The organism is Sphingobacterium sp. MYb388 (genome assembly GCF_037479535.1).
In the GTDB taxonomy this organism is placed as follows: domain Bacteria; phylum Bacteroidota; class Bacteroidia; order Sphingobacteriales; family Sphingobacteriaceae; genus Sphingobacterium; species Sphingobacterium anhuiense.
Genome location: NZ_JBBGYV010000012.1, coordinates 71,667 through 91,100 on the forward strand (window position 1 = coordinate 71,667; position 19,434 = coordinate 91,100).

General features: G+C 34.8%; 15 protein-coding genes. 11 read left to right on the plus strand and 4 right to left on the minus strand.

What is annotated here, in order from left to right; genetic code table 11:
* Nucleotides 1–143 precede the first annotated feature (143 nt).
* The 4 genes from WH188_RS24635 to WH188_RS24650 form a co-directional block, all read right to left on the minus strand.
* Nucleotides 144–779 carry a TetR/AcrR family transcriptional regulator gene (locus WH188_RS24635; protein WP_132771557.1) on the minus strand — a complete coding sequence of 212 codons (636 nt, stop codon included), beginning with the start codon at nt 777–779 and terminating at the stop codon, nt 144–146.
* 98 nt (nt 780–877) lie between these two features.
* A complete protein-coding gene (locus WH188_RS24640; RefSeq protein WP_168127900.1) occupies nt 878–2,158 on the minus strand; it encodes an aminotransferase class I/II-fold pyridoxal phosphate-dependent enzyme in 1,281 nt (426 codons plus the stop codon).
* A 969-nt stretch (nt 2,159–3,127) separates the two neighbouring features.
* Nucleotides 3,128–4,555 (minus strand): pyruvate kinase, encoded by a 1,428-nt coding sequence (gene pyk, locus WH188_RS24645; RefSeq protein ID WP_021192390.1) that lies wholly within the window; start codon nt 4,553–4,555, stop codon nt 3,128–3,130.
* A gap of 132 nt (nt 4,556–4,687) precedes the next feature.
* Entirely contained in the window at nt 4,688–5,182 is a 495-nt protein-coding gene (locus WH188_RS24650; RefSeq protein WP_132771554.1) for an IPExxxVDY family protein, read from the minus strand.
* 271 nt (nt 5,183–5,453) lie between these two features.
* Here WH188_RS24650 and WH188_RS24655 point away from each other — a divergent pair, with 271 nt between their 5' ends.
* From WH188_RS24655 to WH188_RS24705, 11 genes are all read left to right on the plus strand, one after another.
* On the plus strand, nt 5,454–5,690 hold the full coding sequence (locus WH188_RS24655) for an acyl carrier protein (protein WP_021192392.1): 237 nt from the start codon (nt 5,454–5,456) through the stop codon (nt 5,688–5,690).
* A gap of 27 nt (nt 5,691–5,717) precedes the next feature.
* Nucleotides 5,718–6,971 carry a beta-ketoacyl-ACP synthase II gene (fabF, locus tag WH188_RS24660; RefSeq protein ID WP_021192393.1) on the plus strand — a complete coding sequence of 418 codons (1,254 nt, stop codon included), beginning with the start codon at nt 5,718–5,720 and terminating at the stop codon, nt 6,969–6,971.
* A 77-nt stretch (nt 6,972–7,048) separates the two neighbouring features.
* On the plus strand, nt 7,049–7,789 hold the full coding sequence (gene rnc, locus WH188_RS24665) for a ribonuclease III (protein ID WP_132771553.1): 741 nt from the start codon (nt 7,049–7,051) through the stop codon (nt 7,787–7,789).
* A 52-nt stretch (nt 7,790–7,841) separates the two neighbouring features.
* Nucleotides 7,842–9,224 (plus strand): histidine--tRNA ligase, encoded by a 1,383-nt coding sequence (gene hisS, locus WH188_RS24670; protein ID WP_168127899.1) that lies wholly within the window; start codon nt 7,842–7,844, stop codon nt 9,222–9,224.
* 240 nt (nt 9,225–9,464) lie between these two features.
* A complete protein-coding gene (pdhA, locus tag WH188_RS24675) occupies nt 9,465–10,460 on the plus strand; it encodes a pyruvate dehydrogenase (acetyl-transferring) E1 component subunit alpha (protein WP_045753966.1) in 996 nt (331 codons plus the stop codon).
* 33 nt (nt 10,461–10,493) lie between these two features.
* Nucleotides 10,494–12,128, plus strand: coding sequence for a pyruvate dehydrogenase complex dihydrolipoamide acetyltransferase (locus WH188_RS24680; RefSeq protein ID WP_168127898.1), 1,635 nt, complete (start codon nt 10,494–10,496; stop codon nt 12,126–12,128).
* 135 nt (nt 12,129–12,263) lie between these two features.
* The gene (locus WH188_RS24685) at nt 12,264–13,454 is read left to right on the plus strand and encodes a serine hydrolase domain-containing protein (RefSeq protein ID WP_132771550.1); all 1,191 of its coding nucleotides are present in this window, start codon (nt 12,264–12,266) and stop codon (nt 13,452–13,454) included.
* A 14-nt stretch (nt 13,455–13,468) separates the two neighbouring features.
* Entirely contained in the window at nt 13,469–13,828 is a 360-nt protein-coding gene (locus tag WH188_RS24690) for a CoA-binding protein (RefSeq protein WP_168127897.1), read from the plus strand.
* Between the two features lie 188 nt (nt 13,829–14,016).
* Nucleotides 14,017–16,167: a glycosyl hydrolase family 95 catalytic domain-containing protein gene (locus WH188_RS24695; RefSeq protein WP_168127896.1), complete on the plus strand. Its 2,151-nt coding sequence runs from the start codon at nt 14,017–14,019 to the stop codon at nt 16,165–16,167.
* A 37-nt stretch (nt 16,168–16,204) separates the two neighbouring features.
* Nucleotides 16,205–18,091, plus strand: a complete 1,887-nt coding sequence (locus tag WH188_RS24700; RefSeq protein ID WP_339424793.1) for a heparinase II/III domain-containing protein — start codon at nt 16,205–16,207, stop codon at nt 18,089–18,091.
* A gap of 17 nt (nt 18,092–18,108) precedes the next feature.
* Nucleotides 18,109–19,356, plus strand: coding sequence for a glycoside hydrolase family 88 protein (locus WH188_RS24705; RefSeq protein ID WP_445265593.1), 1,248 nt, complete (start codon nt 18,109–18,111; stop codon nt 19,354–19,356).
* Nucleotides 19,357–19,434: the final 78 nt, after the last annotated feature.

Here is a 19,434-nt window from a genome sequence, read left to right on the forward strand (position 1 = left end):
CTTTGAAAGCCATAATATTTATCATCGTTATGGTGGCAAAGGGAATACTAAGTTTTACGATATTCCTTATTAGATGTAAAAAACTGTGTTTTAATTAACATTTAGAAAATAAAAATAGGTCAATAACAACTAAGCTATTGACGTTACTTTACCCCGTAAGTCTGTTTTAAAATGAATTTAACAGCATCTTTAATTCGATTTATTCCTTCTTCTGTTGTTAAGTTTATCTCACAAAAGGTACTATCTGTTGTTTTTGTATGCAATACAAGATAATATATACCAGCTACTAGTAAACTAGAGACGGCTCTAAGATCAACATCTTTTCCAGCGAGTTCTTTATCAGAATATGGGAAAAACAGGGCACTCATCTTCTCTCTAGTCTGCGTTACATGGGACATAATATCAGATTTTTCACTGATCTGCCAAAGTACTACTTTTTGCATTTCTTCATTCAATGTGAATTGATCAATTTGCTCCAGTAATAAGTTTTCAAGGAAAAGGCGAGAGCTAGTACCTGAAGCTTTTGCAAGTGTTTCCTCAGCAGCAATGGTTGCTTCTACCCAGTAGTCCTTACCTTTTATATATGTTTCGATAAGATTGTCAACACTTCCAAAGTATACTGAGATTAATTTTCTGTCTACTCCAGCAGTACTGGCAATATTCGCGATTGAAAGTCCTGTATATCCTTTTTTTTCCAAAACTGCACCCACTGCTTGGATAAGTTTGGTCATCGTTCTACTTTTATCGTTCTTTTCTCCTTGATACGTTTTTCTGGCCATTGAAGTAATATATTTAGTTAGACACTGCCGTAATATATTTAGTTAAACTTTAGGATCAAAGTTAATTAAATATATTGCTTTCTTTCAATTAGATGCTTTTATCTTGTCTTAGTAAGATCAATTTTTTTGCCAATATGTTCAAAAGCATTTAAAACATGGTCTAAATGCTCCTTGCTATGTGTAGCCATTAAGCTGGTTCTGATGCGTGCATCTTTTTTAGAAACACCAGGATAAACAATGCAATTTGCATATACACCGGCCTCTAGTAGCATTCGTGCTACTTGCGCAGTTTTGTGTGGATCCCCAATCTTCACAGGAATTATTGGAGACTGTGTTGTGCCTATATTTAAGTTCAGTGAAAGAAGTCCGTTTTTAAAATAAGCAATATTTTCTGCTAATTTGGTTCTCCATTGTGGTTCTTCATCAATGAGTGCGATCGCTTTAATTAAGCCATTGGCGGCGGGTGATGATGTTGAAGAAAATACTTGTTGCCTAGCTTGATAGCGTAAATAATTTATAATTTCTGGAGTTGACACAATAAAACCGCCAATATGTCCAAATGCTTTGCTTAAAGTGCCAGAAATGATGTGAACTTTATTTAATAAATTATAAACTTCAATGCATCCTCGTCCTTTTTCACCTATTACACCGATGCCATGTGCATCATCTACCATTAAATAAGCACCATATTTTTCACAGAGATCATATATTTCATCCATTTTCGCAAGATCTCCATTTTGTGAGTAAACACCATCAATGATGACCAGTTTTGTCCTGAATTTGTTTTGAGCATCAACCAAAGCTCTTTCCAAATGAATCATACTATTGTGAGGAAAACGTTTTGTGTTTGTGCTATTTAAACCTTCGTAAACACTAGCGTGTACTTCCATATCAACAATAGCACAATCTTCTTCTTTTAGTAATGATTGTAGCGTTGCTGTGTTTGCTGTATATCCTGTTGTATAGACAATTGAGGAGCCTGTTGGTCTATTGAAAAAATCAGATAGTTTATCTTCAAGTTGAACATGATATTCATGATGGCCTCCAATAAGAGGAGATGCACCTGCCCCTGTTCCATATTTCATTATACCTTCAATTGCTGCTTGCTTCACTTTCGGATGCTGGGTGAAATTTAGGTAGTCATTTGAGACTAAACTGATACATTCCTTTGAATTTTTCATGAAGGATGTTTTCACTTGAACGACTGGTCCACACCCTTTGGTAACGAACCGAAAATTCATATGATCATTTTCGCTCATGTAATCAGTAAATTCCTGAAAAGCAGTAGCTGATTGGACCATGTCATAGTTTGGAATATTTTCAAATTCCTTAAAGCTAGCCTTTTTAAAATCAATGTTGTGGTTAAGAGTTGGTAGCATTTTTTTCTATATTATTTAATTGGCTGTAAATATTATGAAATATAATGATTTATTTTTTAAAATTCCTTGCCTTGGTATTTTTTATTATAAATTTTATCTAATGATTTTGAGCATTTATTTTGTACTTGTTTTGACATTCTAATTTATATCTAACTGTAGGTTGGGTATAAATTAGAAAATGGTGGATTTATAGATAATTTAGATTTTCTTTTGGCTCACTCTAGAGTTAAATAATACTTAGTGGACAATCCGGAATGAAGAAGGTTGTTTAATTGCCTAAATTATCAATAAGTGTCTAGTTCAAGTAGGTGTCCATCATTCCCGATATCAACCCTATTTTCATTAATTTCGATTTGCTGGGTAAGAACATAGCTACCTTGATAGGCATCATTTAAGGTTAAAAAAACCTACTGGAATAATAGTATTGTTAAAAAGGTACCTCTAAATCTTTACCGATTTGCATAGCTTAAAGCTGAACTTTACTTTATTTTTAAAATCCTTGACAGTAATCTCACTTTGTTGTTGTAGTCCATCAATAAGCACCTTTTCAGCGGTAGTTGAAAAGGTTGCTTAGTAGGTGTCGCCATCTTTTAATGGTTTTAGATCTTTAATCAATGACGGATTGTTTGAGACGCGAAAGTAAAATGCGCTAATTTCTATATTCTCTTCAGGGGTATGTTCTTTGTCCTGCTGTGTAACATCTTTACTACTCTAATAAAAAATAATATGTACAAGAATAAACGATTGAGAATGTACATATTTACTAATTTAGGAATATGGTTGAGACAATTTAGCTAATTGATTCTGTAGTAAATATCGGCTTAAATCAGGTTACTTTTTTTATTAAATGCTTTGTATATGGGAACTATGTCATTTTTAACAATAACTTCTAAATATATTGCAACAAAAAAAGCGCTCTCCAATTTATTCATGGAAAAGCGCTTTTCTATTTTTTTAATATTATGCTGATTACAATTGGGAAACACGAATTGTGTTCGTTTTTCCTTTTTCGATTAACGGTGTCGATGCAGTGTTAATCACAATCGAACCCGGAGCGATATAGTTATTCTTAACAATAAATTTATTAACATCATGAATAGAACCGTCTGTACTGTCAAATTTGTCATAAATAAAGGTTTTAACACCCCATAATAAACTTAATTGACGTAACAATTTTTTAGTTCCTGTAAAAACCATGATATCAGCGTTCGGTCTGTAACTTGCGATTTCAAATGCAGTAGCACCAGAAGATGTTAAAACAGCAATTGCGGCAGCATCTGTTTTCTTTGCTAAATATACCGAAGACGCACAAATTGCATCTGGAATTTTAGTTCCATCGCTAATCTCACTAACTTTCTCATTATAATATGGATATGATGTTTGTTCCACGTGGATAATGATTTTACTCATTGTTTCGATAACGATTTCAGGAAATTCACCTACAGATGTTTCTCCGCTTAACATCACTGCATCAGCTCCATCAATAACCGAGTTAGCAACATCATTAACTTCAGCACGTGTAGCACGTGGAGTTGTGATCATACTTTCTAACATCTGAGTTGCAATGATAACCGGTTTTGATAAATCACGACATTTTTGAACGATGATTTTTTGTAAACCTGGTACTTCTTCCATTGGCATTTCAACACCTAGATCACCACGTGCAACCATAATTGCATCAGTTGCTTCGATGATAGCATCAATATTTTCGATAGCCTCGGGTTTTTCGATTTTTGCGATTACTTGTGCGTGGCTTCCTTTTTCAGCAATGATTTTTTTACATTGGTAAATATCTTCTGCTGAACGTACAAATGACATTGCAATCCAATCTGCACCATGGTCAAGTGCAAAATTTAAATTATCTAGATCTTCTTCTGTTAAAGAAGGAATTGAAACTTTTGTGTTTGGTAAATTAACCCCTTTACGAGAAGTTAATACACCTCCATGTACAACCTCACAAGTAACAGTATCTTTATAGTTGGTGTTTAAAACACGCAATTGCAATTTGCCATCATCTAATAAGATGATTTCATTAGCAGCAACATCATTTGGGAAATTTTCATAAGTGATGTAAATTTTCTCTTCATCACCGATTAATTCATGTGTAGTGATTTCAACTTGTGAGCCATTTACTAATATAGCGCCACCTTCTTTCATTTTTCCGATACGGATCTTAGGACCTTGTAGATCGGCTAAAATAGCGACATTAAAATTAGTTTCTTCATTGATCGCATTGATGGTTTCAATTACTTTCAAATGATCTTCTTGACTACCGTGTGAAAAGTTTAAACGACATACGTCTACACCTTTAGCAATCATATTTGTTAGCACTTGTTTATCAGCAGATGCAGGACCTAGTGTTGCAACAATTTTAGTCCTTTTTTGAACTTTTTCCATTCTAATTTTTTTATTACTATGTATTTTTATTTTTATATAACTTCATTTTTTTTGTGAAATTATAAAACTCGTTTTACTAACGAGGATAATTTAGATTTAAGGGGTGTATCTTGTACACTATTAAATAGTTTGCTAAAATATCAGATTTTCTTTGGATTTCAATATTTTTGGTGATATTTCTTTTACAAACACGACTTCGGGTATTTTGTTTATATTTTTTACTATACGATCCAGGTCATCATCATCAATATAATTTTTGATAATTATAAAATAATCGAAATTAGGATGCTCCGGTATTAATAAATTACCTTCGATACTTTTATTGTTGATTAAATAATATTCTGTTTGAAATTTGGTATTTATATACCAGAAGGTAGTAAAGTGCTGCTTCGATTTTTTAGCATTGTCAAAAACAATATGATACTCTAATTCTTCAGAAGTTTTTTGCTTTAACTTTTGATTATGGTCAAATTTATCTTCTTTTCCTCTGACAAAATTTAGGAGCGTTAGCTTATTAATAAAATGGCAGAGACGGTAATCTTTTAAAGGAGATGAAATGGCAATAAGGACGAAGTCTAATTCGGCATCAAATTCTAGGTCCCATTTTAGTATCGTTTTGTTATTCAAAGTGAAAATTTAAGCTTGTGTTCTTGACGAAAATACAAAAAAATGATGCAAATGCTGTGAATTTAATGTAAAATTTCAATTAATTGCCTCTATGTTTGTACATATTAGGAATTATTGTTATACTTGAATACGGTTAGTTTATAGCGAGTTAAGGGTGTAGCTGTACCGGGTTGGGAAATAATTTGACAATCTAAAAATCAAATGGATTTTTATATTTGATGAAATTTATTTTTCTTTGCACAGATTTATTAAACAATTAAACTATAAAATCATGTCAGATATCGCTTCAAGAGTAAAGGCAATTATCGTTGAAAAATTAGGTGTAGACGAAAACGAGGTAACACCAGAAGCTTCTTTCACTAATGATTTAGGTGCAGATTCACTTGATACTGTAGAGTTAATCATGGAATTTGAGAAAGAATTCAACGTTGCAATACCTGATGACCAAGCTGAAACTATTGGTACAGTGGGACAAGCAATCACTTATTTAGAAAAAAACGTTAACTAACTAATTTAATTGGGCCAAATCGTATAAATGGAGCTTAAAAGAGTAGTAGTAACAGGATTAGGCGCACTTACACCAATTGGTAATACCGTTTCAGAATATTGGAATAGTTTACTAGATGGTGTAAGCGGTGCTGCTCCCATTACGCATTTTGATGCGTCAAAATTTAAAACCCAATTCGCTTGTGAAGTGAAGGGGTTTGATCCACATGAATTTATGGATCGCAAGGAAGCTCGCAAAGTAGATCCTTTTGTACAGTATGCTATTGCATCATCTGATGAAGCAATTAAGGATGCTGGTTTAATTTTTGAAAATTTAGATACAAATCGTATCGGAGTTATTTGGGGATCAGGAATTGGGGGATTGACAACTTTCACAGATGAAGTTGTAAATTTCGCAAAAGGGGATGGAACACCACGTTTCAATCCTTTCTTCATTCCAAAAATGCTTGTCGATATTGCTCCGGGACATATTTCTATGCGTCACGGACTTCGTGGACCTAACTTTTCGGCTGTCTCCGCATGTGCTTCGGCAACCAATGCGATGATTGATGCTTTTAACTATATCCGTATGGGTAAAGCTGATGTAATCGTAACTGGTGGATCTGAGGCAACTATTAATGAAGCTGGAATCGGTGGATTTAATGCAATGCATGCATTGTCAACTAGAAATGATGATCCTAAAACAGCTTCACGTCCTTTTGATAAGGATCGTGATGGTTTTGTTTCTGGTGAAGGGTCTGGTGCGATCATATTAGAAAGTTTAGAACACGCATTAGCGCGTGGTGCTAAAATTTATGCTGAAATTGGGGGTGGGGGTATGAGTGCTGATGCACATCACATCACAGCTTCTCATCCAGAGGGCTTAGGTGCTAAACTTGCGATGACAATGGCGGTTAATGATGCGGAACTAGATTTCACAGATATTGACTATATCAATGTGCATGGCACTTCTACTCCGGTAGGGGATATTAGTGAAACTAAAGCTATTGTAGATTTATTTGGTGAGCACGCTTATAAATTGAACATTAGTTCGACAAAATCAATGACAGGACACCTTTTAGGTGCTGCTGGTGCGATTGAAACTATTGCTTCTATTTTAGCTGTTCAAAATGATATAGTACCACCTACTATTAATCATTTTACAGATGATCCGGAATTGGATAACAGATTAAATTTCACATTTAATAAAGCTCAAAAGCGTATTGTAAATGCTGCAATGAGTAATACTTTTGGTTTTGGTGGTCATAACGCAACTATTGTTGTGAAGAAATACAAAGCTTAATATTACTTTATTTAAGTTATTAAAATAATTGGGATACAACAGGTGCTTTATACCTGTTGTCCCTTTTTTAGACTAAGATGCCTTTTTCAAGGATTTATAAATTATATTTTTCTGCTGACAAAGCTTATGTTAGAAAGCTCAAGAACCTGTTAGGTTTTGTCCCTGGAAACATACGACTTTATCAAATGGCTTTTAGGCATAAGTCTGTAGCTGTTGTGATCAAGGAAGGTTCCAAAAATAGCAACGAAAGATTGGAATTTTTGGGAGATGCTATTTTAGGTTCAGTGGTTGCTGAACTACTATTTAAAAAATACCCTTATAAAGACGAAGGCTTTTTGACTGAAATGAGATCTAAAATTGTCAGTCGTGTACATCTTAATCAACTTTCTCGGAAGCTCGGATTAAATGAGCTTATTCAGTTTGACGCGAGAATGATTAGCTTTCCCAATAAACAAGGCTCTCTGCTAGGTGATGCTTTTGAAGCACTTATCGGTGCCGTATATTTGGACAAAGGGTATGTGTTTACTAAAAATTTTCTGTTAAACCGTATTATTAAACCACATGTAGATATTCACTTATTGGAACAAACGGAAACTAATTTTAAAAGTCGTTTGATCGAATGGTGCCAGCATAATGGTAAAGAGGTTGTATTCAATCAAATTGATAATCCTCCTGGTGAATCGAATAAAATGTTTTCTATTGAAGCAGTTGTACAAGGTGAAGTTTGTGGCCTAGGACAAGATTTCAATAAAAAAAGCGCTGAAAAAACAGCTGCAGAAAAAGCTTGTGAGTATTTGAAAATTTTAGAGCTTGACTAAGCTTTTTTCTTCGAAGTTCCAATAAATCCTTCTTAAATATTAACTTTGCCAAATGGCAACAGTAAAACCTTCTTTAGCAAAAGGCACACGTGATTTTTCACCTGCCGAAATGCTTAAACGTAATTATATTTTCAATACACTTAAGCGTGTTTTTAAAAAGTATGGTTACAGTGAAATTCAAACTCCTTCTTTTGAAAATTTGCAGACACTTACGGGAAAGTATGGTGATGAAGGGGATCAGTTAATTTTCAAGATTTTGAATTCTGGAGATTATTTGAGTAAAGCTCCCAATGATTTAGTTGAATCCAAGTCTTCAACTAAATTAATCTCATATATTTCTGAAAAAGCACTTCGTTATGATCTCACTGTACCGTTTGCTCGTTACGTTGTCATGCATCAAAATGATATTTCTTTACCTTTTAAACGTTTTCAAATTCAACCTGTATGGCGCGCTGATCGTCCTCAAAGAGGTCGTTATCGCGAATTCTATCAGTGTGATGTAGATGTAGTGGGTTCTGAAAGCCTATTGAATGAAGCTGAGTTTATTTTGATCTATCATGAAGCATTGAAAAATTTGGGACTGCAAGATTTTACGATTAAAATTAACAACCGTAAGATTCTTTCAGGTATTGCTGAGATTATTGGCAAGCCGGAACTTATTGTCGATATGACAGTTGCGATCGATAAATTGGATAAGATCGGTTTAGAAGGTGTAAATAAAGAACTATTAGAACGAGGTTTTACAGCAGCGGATTTAGAAATTTTACGTCCAATTATTTTATTAGAGGGATCAAATCTAAAGAAATTGTCTGCCTTAAAGCACGTATTATCAAATTCGGAAATAGGATTAAAGGGAATAGCAGAAATAGAAGAATCGTTTGATTATATTTCTAAGTTGGATTCTTCAAATGAAGTTTTAAACCAATTTGTAGAGGTTGATATTACCCTAGCGCGTGGGTTGAATTATTATACGGGCTGCATTTTCGAGGTAAAAACGAATGAAGTCGCTATGGGGAGCATCGGTGGTGGTGGACGCTACGATGATTTGACAGGTATGTTTGGTTTGAAAGGATTGACCGGTGTAGGTGTGTCTTTCGGTGCCGATCGTATCTATGACGTTCTAGAAGAATTAAATCTTTACCCTGAGGCTAAGGGAGATTACACTAAGCTTTTGATTGTGAACTTTGATAAAGAAACCGAGTCCTTTACATTACCTCTTCTAAATCGCCTACGTAAGGCGAACATTGCAGTCGAGCTTTATCCAACAGCCGCGAAATTGAAAAAACAGATGAGTTATGCCGACAGTAAAGGCATTCCATTTGTTCTATTAATTGGTGAAGAGGAAGTTTCTTCAGGCCAGCTTTCATTGAAAGATATGCAAACAGGTGATCAAAGAAAAATAGATGAATCAAGTTTGATTGTTGAATTGAGCTAAAATCATATTTGTTACAAAACAAAAAAGCCAAAAGAATAATATGTCTTTTGGCTTTTTTGTTTGTTCTTTTTTTAATTTACTAAATTAAGCCAGTCATTTATTTGGGTATCTTCTTATGTCGTTTAAATCAAATGTCTTAGAACTGTCTAAAACAAGAAGAAAATTTGATTTTCTGACCAAAATATCACCCAAATTGATTAGATTTGTAGTCAAGATTAGTAAGAAATTCAAAACTTTGAAATGAGTTCAACACCTATAACAAAAGAGACATATTTAGAGTGGTATAGATCTATGCTACTTATGCGTAAGTTTGAAGAGAAGACAGGTCAACTTTATGGACAACAAAAAATCCGTGGTTTCTGTCACTTGTACATTGGACAAGAGGCAGTAGTAGCAGGTACAATGTCTGTTATCAAACCTGAAGATTCTTTAATTACAGCCTACCGTGATCACGCACATGCTTTAGCAAAAGGTGTGTCAGCGAATGAATGTATGGCTGAGATGTTTGGAAAAGCAACAGGTTGTTCAAAAGGAAAAGGTGGATCTATGCACTTTTTCTCGAAAGAACATAAAATGATGGGTGGCCATGGTATTGTTGGTGGTCAGATTCCATTAGGAGCTGGTATCGCTTTTGCTGAAAAATATTTGGGTACAAATAATGTTAACGTATGTTACATGGGTGATGGCGCAGTTCGTCAAGGTGCTTTTAATGAAACTTTGAACATGGCCATGTTGTGGAAATTACCTGTAATTTTTGTTTGTGAAAACAATGGTTATGCAATGGGTACTTCCGTACAACGTACAACCAATATGCAAGATATTTATAAAATGGGACTGGGTTTTGATATGCCTTGTGCACCAGTAGATGGTATGGATGTCGTAGCTGTACACAATGCGATGGATGAAGCTGTTCAACGTGCTCGTGCTGGGGAAGGACCTACTTTCTTGGAAATACGTACATACCGTTACAAAGGTCACTCGATGTCCGATCCTGCGAAATATCGTACGAAAGAAGAATTAGAAGAATATAAAGGACGTGATCCATTGTTGGCGACAAAGCATGCTATTGTTGAAAACAATTATGCTGATGAGGCTTGGTTTGCTGAAGTGGATGCTGAAGTGAAAAGTATTGTAGATGAATCTGTGAAATTTGCTGAAGAATCTCCTTTCCCTACAGCTGATGAATTGTACAAAGATGTGTACGTTCAAGAGGATTATCCATTTATATTAGATTAATATAAGTTACTTTAACTAGATAAATAAAATACAATGGCTGAAGTAGTTAGAATGCCGAAAATGAGCGATACCATGACCGAAGGGGTTATCGCAAAATGGCACAAACAAGTTGGTGATAAAGTTAATTCTGGTGATTTAGTTGCTGAAATCGAAACTGATAAAGCGACGATGGATTTTGAATCATACCAAGAAGGAACACTTTTATATATTGGTCCTAAGGAAGGTGAAGCAGTTGCTATTGATGCTGTTATTGCCATTCTTGGAGAACCTGGAGAAGATTTTCAAGCATTATTAAATGACGCTCCTCAGGCTGAAGAAGTGACGGAGAAAAAGGAAGTAGAAGGTTCTAATTCATCTGGGACTGAAGCAGCTCCTCAGTCTAATGTAACACCGGAGTCTTTAGGTGTTACAGTTATCACTATGCCTTTGTTAAGTGATACGATGACAGAAGGTGTAATTGCGCAATGGAATTTTAAAGTTGGTGATACAATCAAATCTGATGATTCTATTGCGGATGTAGAGACGGATAAAGCGACGATGGAGGTTACAGCTTATGCTGATGGCACATTGTTATATGTAGGTCTTGAGGCAGGTGAGGCTGCTAAAGTAAATGATATTATTGCTATTGTAGGTCCTGCAGGAACAGATGTAACACCATTGTTAAATCAAAAAGCTGCTCCTACATCTCAAGCTGCTCCTGCCGAAGTAAAAAATGAATCAAAGGTAGAGGCTAATGTAACTACGGAAAATAAAGCTACTGATGTAGCCGATGATTCTCGAGTGAAAGCATCTCCATTAGCACGTAAAATTGCTAAAGATAAAGGAATCAACCTGAATGAGATTAAAGGATCTGCTGATGGTGGCCGTATTGTAAAAAAAGATGTTGAATCTTACGTTCCAGCTACTAAAGTTGCTCCTGCTTCAACAACTGCTGCGCCAGTTGCTACTGAAACAAAAGCGATCACTTTACCTACTTTTGTAGGTGAAGAGAGATATACAGAAGTTGCTGTTTCTCAAATGCGTAAAACAATTGCACGTCGATTAGGTGAAAGTTTGTTTACTGCTCCACATTTTTACCTAACGGTAAGTATTGACATGGAAAATGCAATGCTTGCTCGTACGCAAATCAATGAAGTGGCTCCAGTAAAAGTTTCTTTCAATGATATCGTTGTAAAAGCAGTTGCAGTTGCATTGAAAAAGCATCCTGCCGTAAACTCTTCATGGAAAGGTGATAAGATTCGTTTTAATGAACATACAAATATTGGTGTTGCAATGGCTGTTGAAGATGGCTTATTAGTTCCTGTTGTACGTTTTGCTGACGGAAAATCATTATCTCACATTTCTGCAGAAGTTAAAGATTTCGCTCAAAAAGCGAAAACTAAAAAATTAACTCCAGCTGACTGGGAAGGTTCAACATTTACAGTTTCTAATTTAGGTATGTTTGGTATTGATGAATTCACATCAATTATCAACTCTCCGGATGGTGCAATTCTATCTGTTGGTGCAATTCAACAAGTTCCTGTTGTTAAGAATGGTACTGTTGTTCCTGGTAATGTGATGAAGTTGACTTTAGGTTGTGACCACCGTGTAGTGGACGGTGCTACTGGTGCTCAATTCTTGCAAACATTAAAAGCATTATTAGAAAATCCAGTGAGATTATTAGCGTAATCTTACTTCGAATAAGTATATTCAAAAGGTCACTTTATATAAAGTGACCTTTTTTTATTGTTTTTTTCTTTTTTTAGTACTAAAATCAGCATTTTAGCATTAATACATTAGAAAAGAAATAGAATCCGTTAAATAGTGAAATTATATATACTAAAAAGCATAGTTGCTGTTCTTATCATAGCAACCGTATCGTGTAGTTCGAAAGAAGAAAAGCAAAAAAAAGCATTAGTTGAACAGGCTAAGACTGACAGTTTAAAACTCATATACAATCCATCTGAAGCAGATCCTAAAATTGAAGCTTTTATGCAAAATTTGCATAAAAGAGTAGGATTTAATGGTAATGTACTGATTGCAAAAAATGGAAAGATTTTATATCAGAATTCATTTGGTTGGGCAAATTATCTTTTAAAAGATAGTTTGAAGATTGATTCGAAATTTGAATTAGCGTCTGTTTCCAAACCACTTACAGGTATTGGTATTTTGAAATTGGTTGAAGAGGGCAAATTGAAATTGGATCAAACTATTAATGATTTTTATCCTAATTTTCCCTATCCAGATATTACAATAAAGCAATTATTGTCTCATCGTTCTGGATTGCCAAATTATGTTTATTTTTCGGAAGAGCATTGGAAGGAAAAAAAGAAGGGTATGACCAATCAAGATGTCATGAATATGCTGATTGAGTTTAAACCGAATCGCTATGGTAAACCTGACGGTAAATTCTTTTATAACAATTCGAATTTCATGGTTTTAGGCGCTATTATTGAAAAGGTAACTAATCAAAGTTATGCGGAATGGATGAAAGAAAATGTCTTTAATCCAGCAGGAATGACTAATACAGCTGCATTGTCAAAAGCTATTTATGAAAAAATTCCGACAGATGTTATCGGTCACGATAAGGTTTGGAGAAGATCTGTTGTTCAGAATTTTCAAGATGGCCCTCTGGGCGATAAGGGAATTTATAGTACAGTTCGGGATCTGTATAAATTAGATTTAGCGTTAAATGAAGGAAGGTTATTAAAGAAAGAAACGTTAGATTCTGCTTATGTCGATCGTGCGAAATCTAAAAATGGAATATTTGGGTACGGATTAGGTTGGCGCACTTTTCACAGAAATAATGATCTAATAATCTATCATACTGGATGGTGGCACGGATTTCGCAATTTGTATGTTAGGGATCTAAAAAATAACGTTACGATTGTACTTTTATCGAATATGACTAATGGTAGCTTAGTTAAATTGGATGAATTGTATAAAATTTTAGGGATGCCTATCTTAAGAAAGGGAATATATAATGATGCTGGTAATGTGGCTGATGATGTTTAATAAAATAAGTAGTTATGAAAAAAACGCTAATAATAGGAGCGAGTACTAATTCAGAAAGGTATTCGTATAAAGCAGCCTATAAATTGAAGCAATATGGACATGATATTGTGAATGTTGGGCTTAAGAAGGGTGAAGTTGCTGGTGTCGAAATAGAACCTATGGGACTTATTCACACGGATATTGATACCATTACTATGTATGTTGGCGCAGCAAATCAAAAAAGCTATTTGGATTATATTTTAGAAACAAAGCCAAAGCGGATTATTTTTAATCCTGGAGCTGAAAATGCGGAATTAGAAGCACTTGCAGGTGCAATAGGTATTAATACTGAAAATGCTTGTACATTGGTTCTTTTAAGTACAGGACAGTATTAAGTGGATTGATCTAATTGTTTTATTATTGGATCTATGATCCTTATTAAATAATCATGAAAAAAGGGTAATAATGGTTTCTGAAACCATTATTACCCTTTTTTCATGATTATCTTCTCAAACGATTTCGTAAGTTTCTCTTGTGTGTCTACTAAAAAAAGTACATTTTAGAGCCCAATTGAACCCTATTTATGCGGAATTTATATATTTTTTTTATTTCAATCTTATGTGTTATTTGTCGTGCTCAGGGTCAAGACAAACCAATATTTCATATTCCTCAGTTGGGTAAAAATATTTACGAAGGGGTATTCACGGGGAATGGTTTATTAGGAACGATGACCTATTTGAAATCTTCACAAGCTGTACGTATAGATATTGGTAGAACGGATATTTATGATCATCGTGAAAAAAATCGTGAAAAGCTTTTTGATAAAGCTCGTCTGTCACTAGGGCATTTTTCTATAAACCTTAATGTGGACATTGATAGTATAGGTGGTGATATTTTTATTCAGCAAGCTTATTCTCAAACGAATATTAAGACTTCGGATGGTATGTTGCATATTAAAACGACAACACTGTCTGATGATAATATTATACTCATTGAAGTCATTAAAAAGGACTACCATGGGAACTACTCTTTTGACTGGTGTCCGGATTCTGCTATCAGTCCCCGTATGAAATTTGATTATACACAAAAACCTACTTATTATACTCGCAATCCTGAGGGAAAATCAGGCACTAGTAAGGGATTTTCTTTTTATAATCAAGAGTTATTAGCTGGCGGTGGCTATGCAACTGTATATAAGAAAATGCTCGGTATGTACAATGATGTTTATGTTGTCTCGGTTGGATATAATCAGGTTAACAAGAGCTATCTAAAAGAAACAATTGATTATGTTGATCATTTTGATTCTAAAGATATTACTATAGCCTTGGATAAACACCAAAATTGGTGGCGTAATTATTATAGTGCTTCTTCTTTGTCATTACCAGATAAAATTTATCAGCGTTTTTATGATATGCAGTTGTATAAATTAGCAAGTGCCACCAGAACAAATAAGCCAGCAATAGATTTGCAGGGGCCATGGACGAGCGTTACTCCTTGGCCAGCTTACTGGATGAACTTAAATATGCAATTGACATATTCTCCTGTTTTCACGTCAAACCATCTTGATATCGCGAATTCTTTAATTCAAATGATTGATCAGAATGTCTCCAATTTGAGAGAAAATGTTCCTGTGGCTTATCGTTATAATAGCATTGCTATTGGGCGCTCATCTGCGAACGATCTCTGGAGTCCTGTTCTCTTAGAGAAGGGAGTCTCAATTTCCGATGCTTCTGATGGTGAAAAAGAACTTGGCAACTTGCTTTGGTTATTGCATAGCTACTATTCTTACTATCGCTATGGCATGCAGGAAGAGGTATATGACCGCTTATTTCCCTTACTTAAAGAGGCTGTTAATTATTATTTGCATCTATTAGAAAAAAATGAATCAGGAAAATATCATATCGCTGTTAAAACTTATTCGCCAGAATATAAATATGGGTATGCTTATGATACGAATTATGATCTAGCTATTCTGAGATGGGGGCTTAGATCACTCATCGAGCTAGATTATGAAAAGAATAGGAAAGATCCTCTATATGATCGATGGCTCGATGTACTCGAAAATTTGGTCGATTTTCCACAAGGGGTAAACGGTTATTTGATAGCTAAGGATGTTCCTTATGGTGAGTCACATAGACATTATTCGCATTTAATGATGATCTATCCTTTTTATGAAATTAATTGGGATCAAAAGGAAAATAGAGTTTTGATTGAGCGTTCAATTAAGTATTGGCAGAGTAAAAATCAGTTCTTGCAAGGTTATTCATTTACTGGTGCTGCATCGATGTATGCCATGATGGGAAGGGGAGATGATGCCTTAGCGTCTCTTGATAATTTATTAAAATCTTATATTAAAAAGAATACGCTTTATGCCGAGTCGGGACCAGTAATTGAAACCCCGTTAGCAGCAATGACAAGCATCCAAGAACTGTGCTTACAATATTGGAATGGAAAATTAAGAATTTTTCCCGCTGTACCTACTGCCTGGAAGGATATTTCTTTTAAAAGATTTTTGACTGATGGAGCTTTTCTGGTTTCTGCAAAGAGGAAAAATGGTATAACGCAAACTGTGGAGATCGAAAGTCAACATACGGGTACAATTAGAGTTGAATCGGGGATATTGACTCCAATGATTGTGATTAAAGGGAAGGGTAAGTATGAAATAGATCTTGATGGAATAATTGTTTTTACACTTAATAAGGGCTCTCGAGCAGTAGTTTATGAGAAGAAGTAGAAAATGCTATAAAATTTTAATGTTTCTCTTTTTTGTTATGTTGCAAATTAATGCACTTGGACAACACACCTTAGAGCGGCATCTTTCAGGTGCAGTTTTGACAAATACGATTAATCGTATTGATGACTGGCGGTTGGAAAAGAAAAATGAATGGAACAAAGCTATTCAAGCGCTATCAATATTGGAAAAGTCTCACATAATAAAAGTTGCAGAGGATGCGAATTCATTTACTTGGCCATCATTGTTAGCTACAAAATATCTTGAATATAAGACTGATGGAAACAGAACTCGCTACGAGGATGATATTAATACACGCAGGAGTATTGTATCGCATTTGGTTATAGGAGAATTGGTTGAGGGAAAGGGACGTTTTATTCCGCAGATTATAAATGGCCTCTGGTTAATGATGGAAGAAAGTACTTGGGTAAGTCCTGCACATATTGTAGTGCAAAAATCTGGAATTGGTTTGCCTGATCCACTGGATGATTATATTGATCTAGGAGCAGGTCGGGTAGCAGCTGATCTGGCGATGGTTTATTTATTGTTGGGAGATGAATTAAACCAAATTTCTCCTATGATTACTAAAAAATTGAAAGATGTCTTACAGAGCCGTATTATAAATCCTTATTTAGCCCGAGATGATTTTTGGTGGATGGCGCTTCAGTCAAACAATATGGTTAATAACTGGAATATTTGGATCAACACCAATGTTCTTAAAGTAGCATTGTTAGTGGAAGAAGATGCTTCTAGATTGAAGATGATTATTCAGAAATTGGCTCATAGTGCGGATAAATTTATTGACTCTTACGCTGAAGATGGTGCGTGTGAAGAGGGGCCCTCTTATTGGCTACATGCTGGTGGTGAACTTGGACAGATGTTGTTGTGGTTAGAGGATGTGTCGGATGGAGAGGTGACATTTAAGGAGGAACATAAATTATTTAATATTGGCAACTATATCTTGAATTCTCACATTTACAGAAATAGATACATCAATTTCGCAGATGCAGAGGCGATACAAGTACCCTATCCTGCTAAAATATGGGCTTATGGTACTTTATATAATGATGATAATCTAAAAGCATACGCAAGCTATTTGACAACTCTAAAATCACCAAGTATGTCATTAGGAACAGTACAGGATTTTTTAATGCATGCGTCTATTTATAATGAATTAAGTAATCATCGAAAAGACTTTATAGCCCCCCAATTTCATTTTTATGAGAGTTTGGGACAGGCAACTATGCGGAGTTTAAATAAAAAGGGTAATTTATTCTTGGCTACGATAGGAAGTAATAATGGGGTAAGCCATAATCATAATGATGTTGGAAGCTATATGCTCTATTTGGATTCGACGCCAGTTTTAATTGATGTAGGTGTGGGAACTTATACCAAAGAAACTTTTAGTAGGAATCGCTATACATTGTGGAATATGCAATCGCAATGGCATAATCTTCCTATTATAAATGGAATACAGCAAAAGGATGGAAGGTCTTATCATGCGGAGGATGTCGAGTATATAACTAATAATGAAACTGCTCAATACCGTGTCAATGTTGCGAAGGCTTATCCTAAAGAAGCCGCAGTACAATCTTGGATACGAACTATCAAGATGCATGCAGGAAATAATGAAATCAGGGTAGAAGAACAGTATCAATTGGAGGAATTTAAAAAACCACAATCGATTAGTTTCATATCTAAAATAAAACCTCAGTTACTAAAGGATGGCTTTTTCTTACAATTGGATAATGGGAAAAAAGTCTTTATAAATTTCGAAAGGGAAACTGTTACTTTTTCTTTAGAAAATAAGGAAATCGAGGATCCACGATTGATTAAAGTGTGGGGTGGAATGCTTTATAAAATGAATGTTTTAATTAAAAGTATGGAATTAAGGAATCAAGTGATATATAAAATAATAGCGAATTAAGATTATTGTAAATTATGATGAAATTGAAAAGACAGATTATCATGGTATTATGTTCTGTTTTAGGAATATGTACTGTTCAAGGTCAATCCCGGGATCTGAAATTATCGAAAGAGTTTATTCAGCAGAATTTGAATGACGCAGCTCTCCAAATTAAAGTCTTGGCAAATGCAACACCCAATGGAAAATTTCCTAAAACTTTTGAAAATAATAAAGAGATCTTTTCATCATCCAGTTGGTGGTGTTCTGGATTTTATCCTGGTACACTTTGGTATTTATATGAAGGGACTCAAGATCAGGAATTATTAAAAAATGTAAAAGAGAAATTACCTAATTTGGAGAAAGAAAAGTATAATAAAGGTACACATGATCTAGGTTTTATGCTGTTTTGTAGTTTCGGCAATGGTTTACGTCTGACCGGCGATTCTGCGAAATATAAAGATGTATTAGTTACAGGTGCTGCTTCTCTTGCTTCTCGTTTTAATGAGAGAACAAAAACAATTCGGTCTTGGGATCACAAACCTTGGCATTATCCCGTTATCATTGATAATATGATGAATTTAGAGTTTTTGACGCAGGTTTCAAAAATGACTGGTAATAAGAAATATTATGACTTGGCTATAAAGCATGCGGAAACAACATTGAAAAATCATTTTAGGAAAGATTATAGCTCATATCATGTTATTGACTATGATGTGAATAGCGGCAAAGTTATTGGAAAAAAAACGCACCAAGGTGCTTATGATGAATCCGCATGGTCTAGAGGCCAAGGTTGGGCGCTTTATGGGTATACGATGATGTATCGAGAAACAAATAAAAAGGAATTTCTAAATCAAGCTAGACATATTGCGAAATATATTTTGAATCATCCGAATATGCCTCAAGATTTAATTCCTTATTGGGATTTTGATAAAGATAAGATTGATCAATCTAGTAAGATGTATGCTAAAAAAGATCTTCGGGATGTTTCGGCAGCCACATTGTATGCATCTGCTTTACTTGAATTGGCTCAATATACAAAAGGTAAGGAATCTGCCCTTTATCTTTCTAATGCAGAGACAATGCTTACTAATTTATCCAAAGAACCTTATAAAGCAGTTTATGGGACAAATGGCGGTTATTTATTAAAACATAGTGTGGGGGCACTTCCTTTAAATTCGGAGATTGATGTACCACTGACATATGCTGATTACTATTATGTAGAAGCATTAGTGCGCTATAAAAGGATCTTGGATGGTGAACCAATGATTAAGGAAATCGCGAAGTAAATACAGTAAAGATAAAGGTAACAAAGGCTCCCATTTAGGCGCCTTTGTTACTTTTAAATCTATTCGTACCCTGCCTAC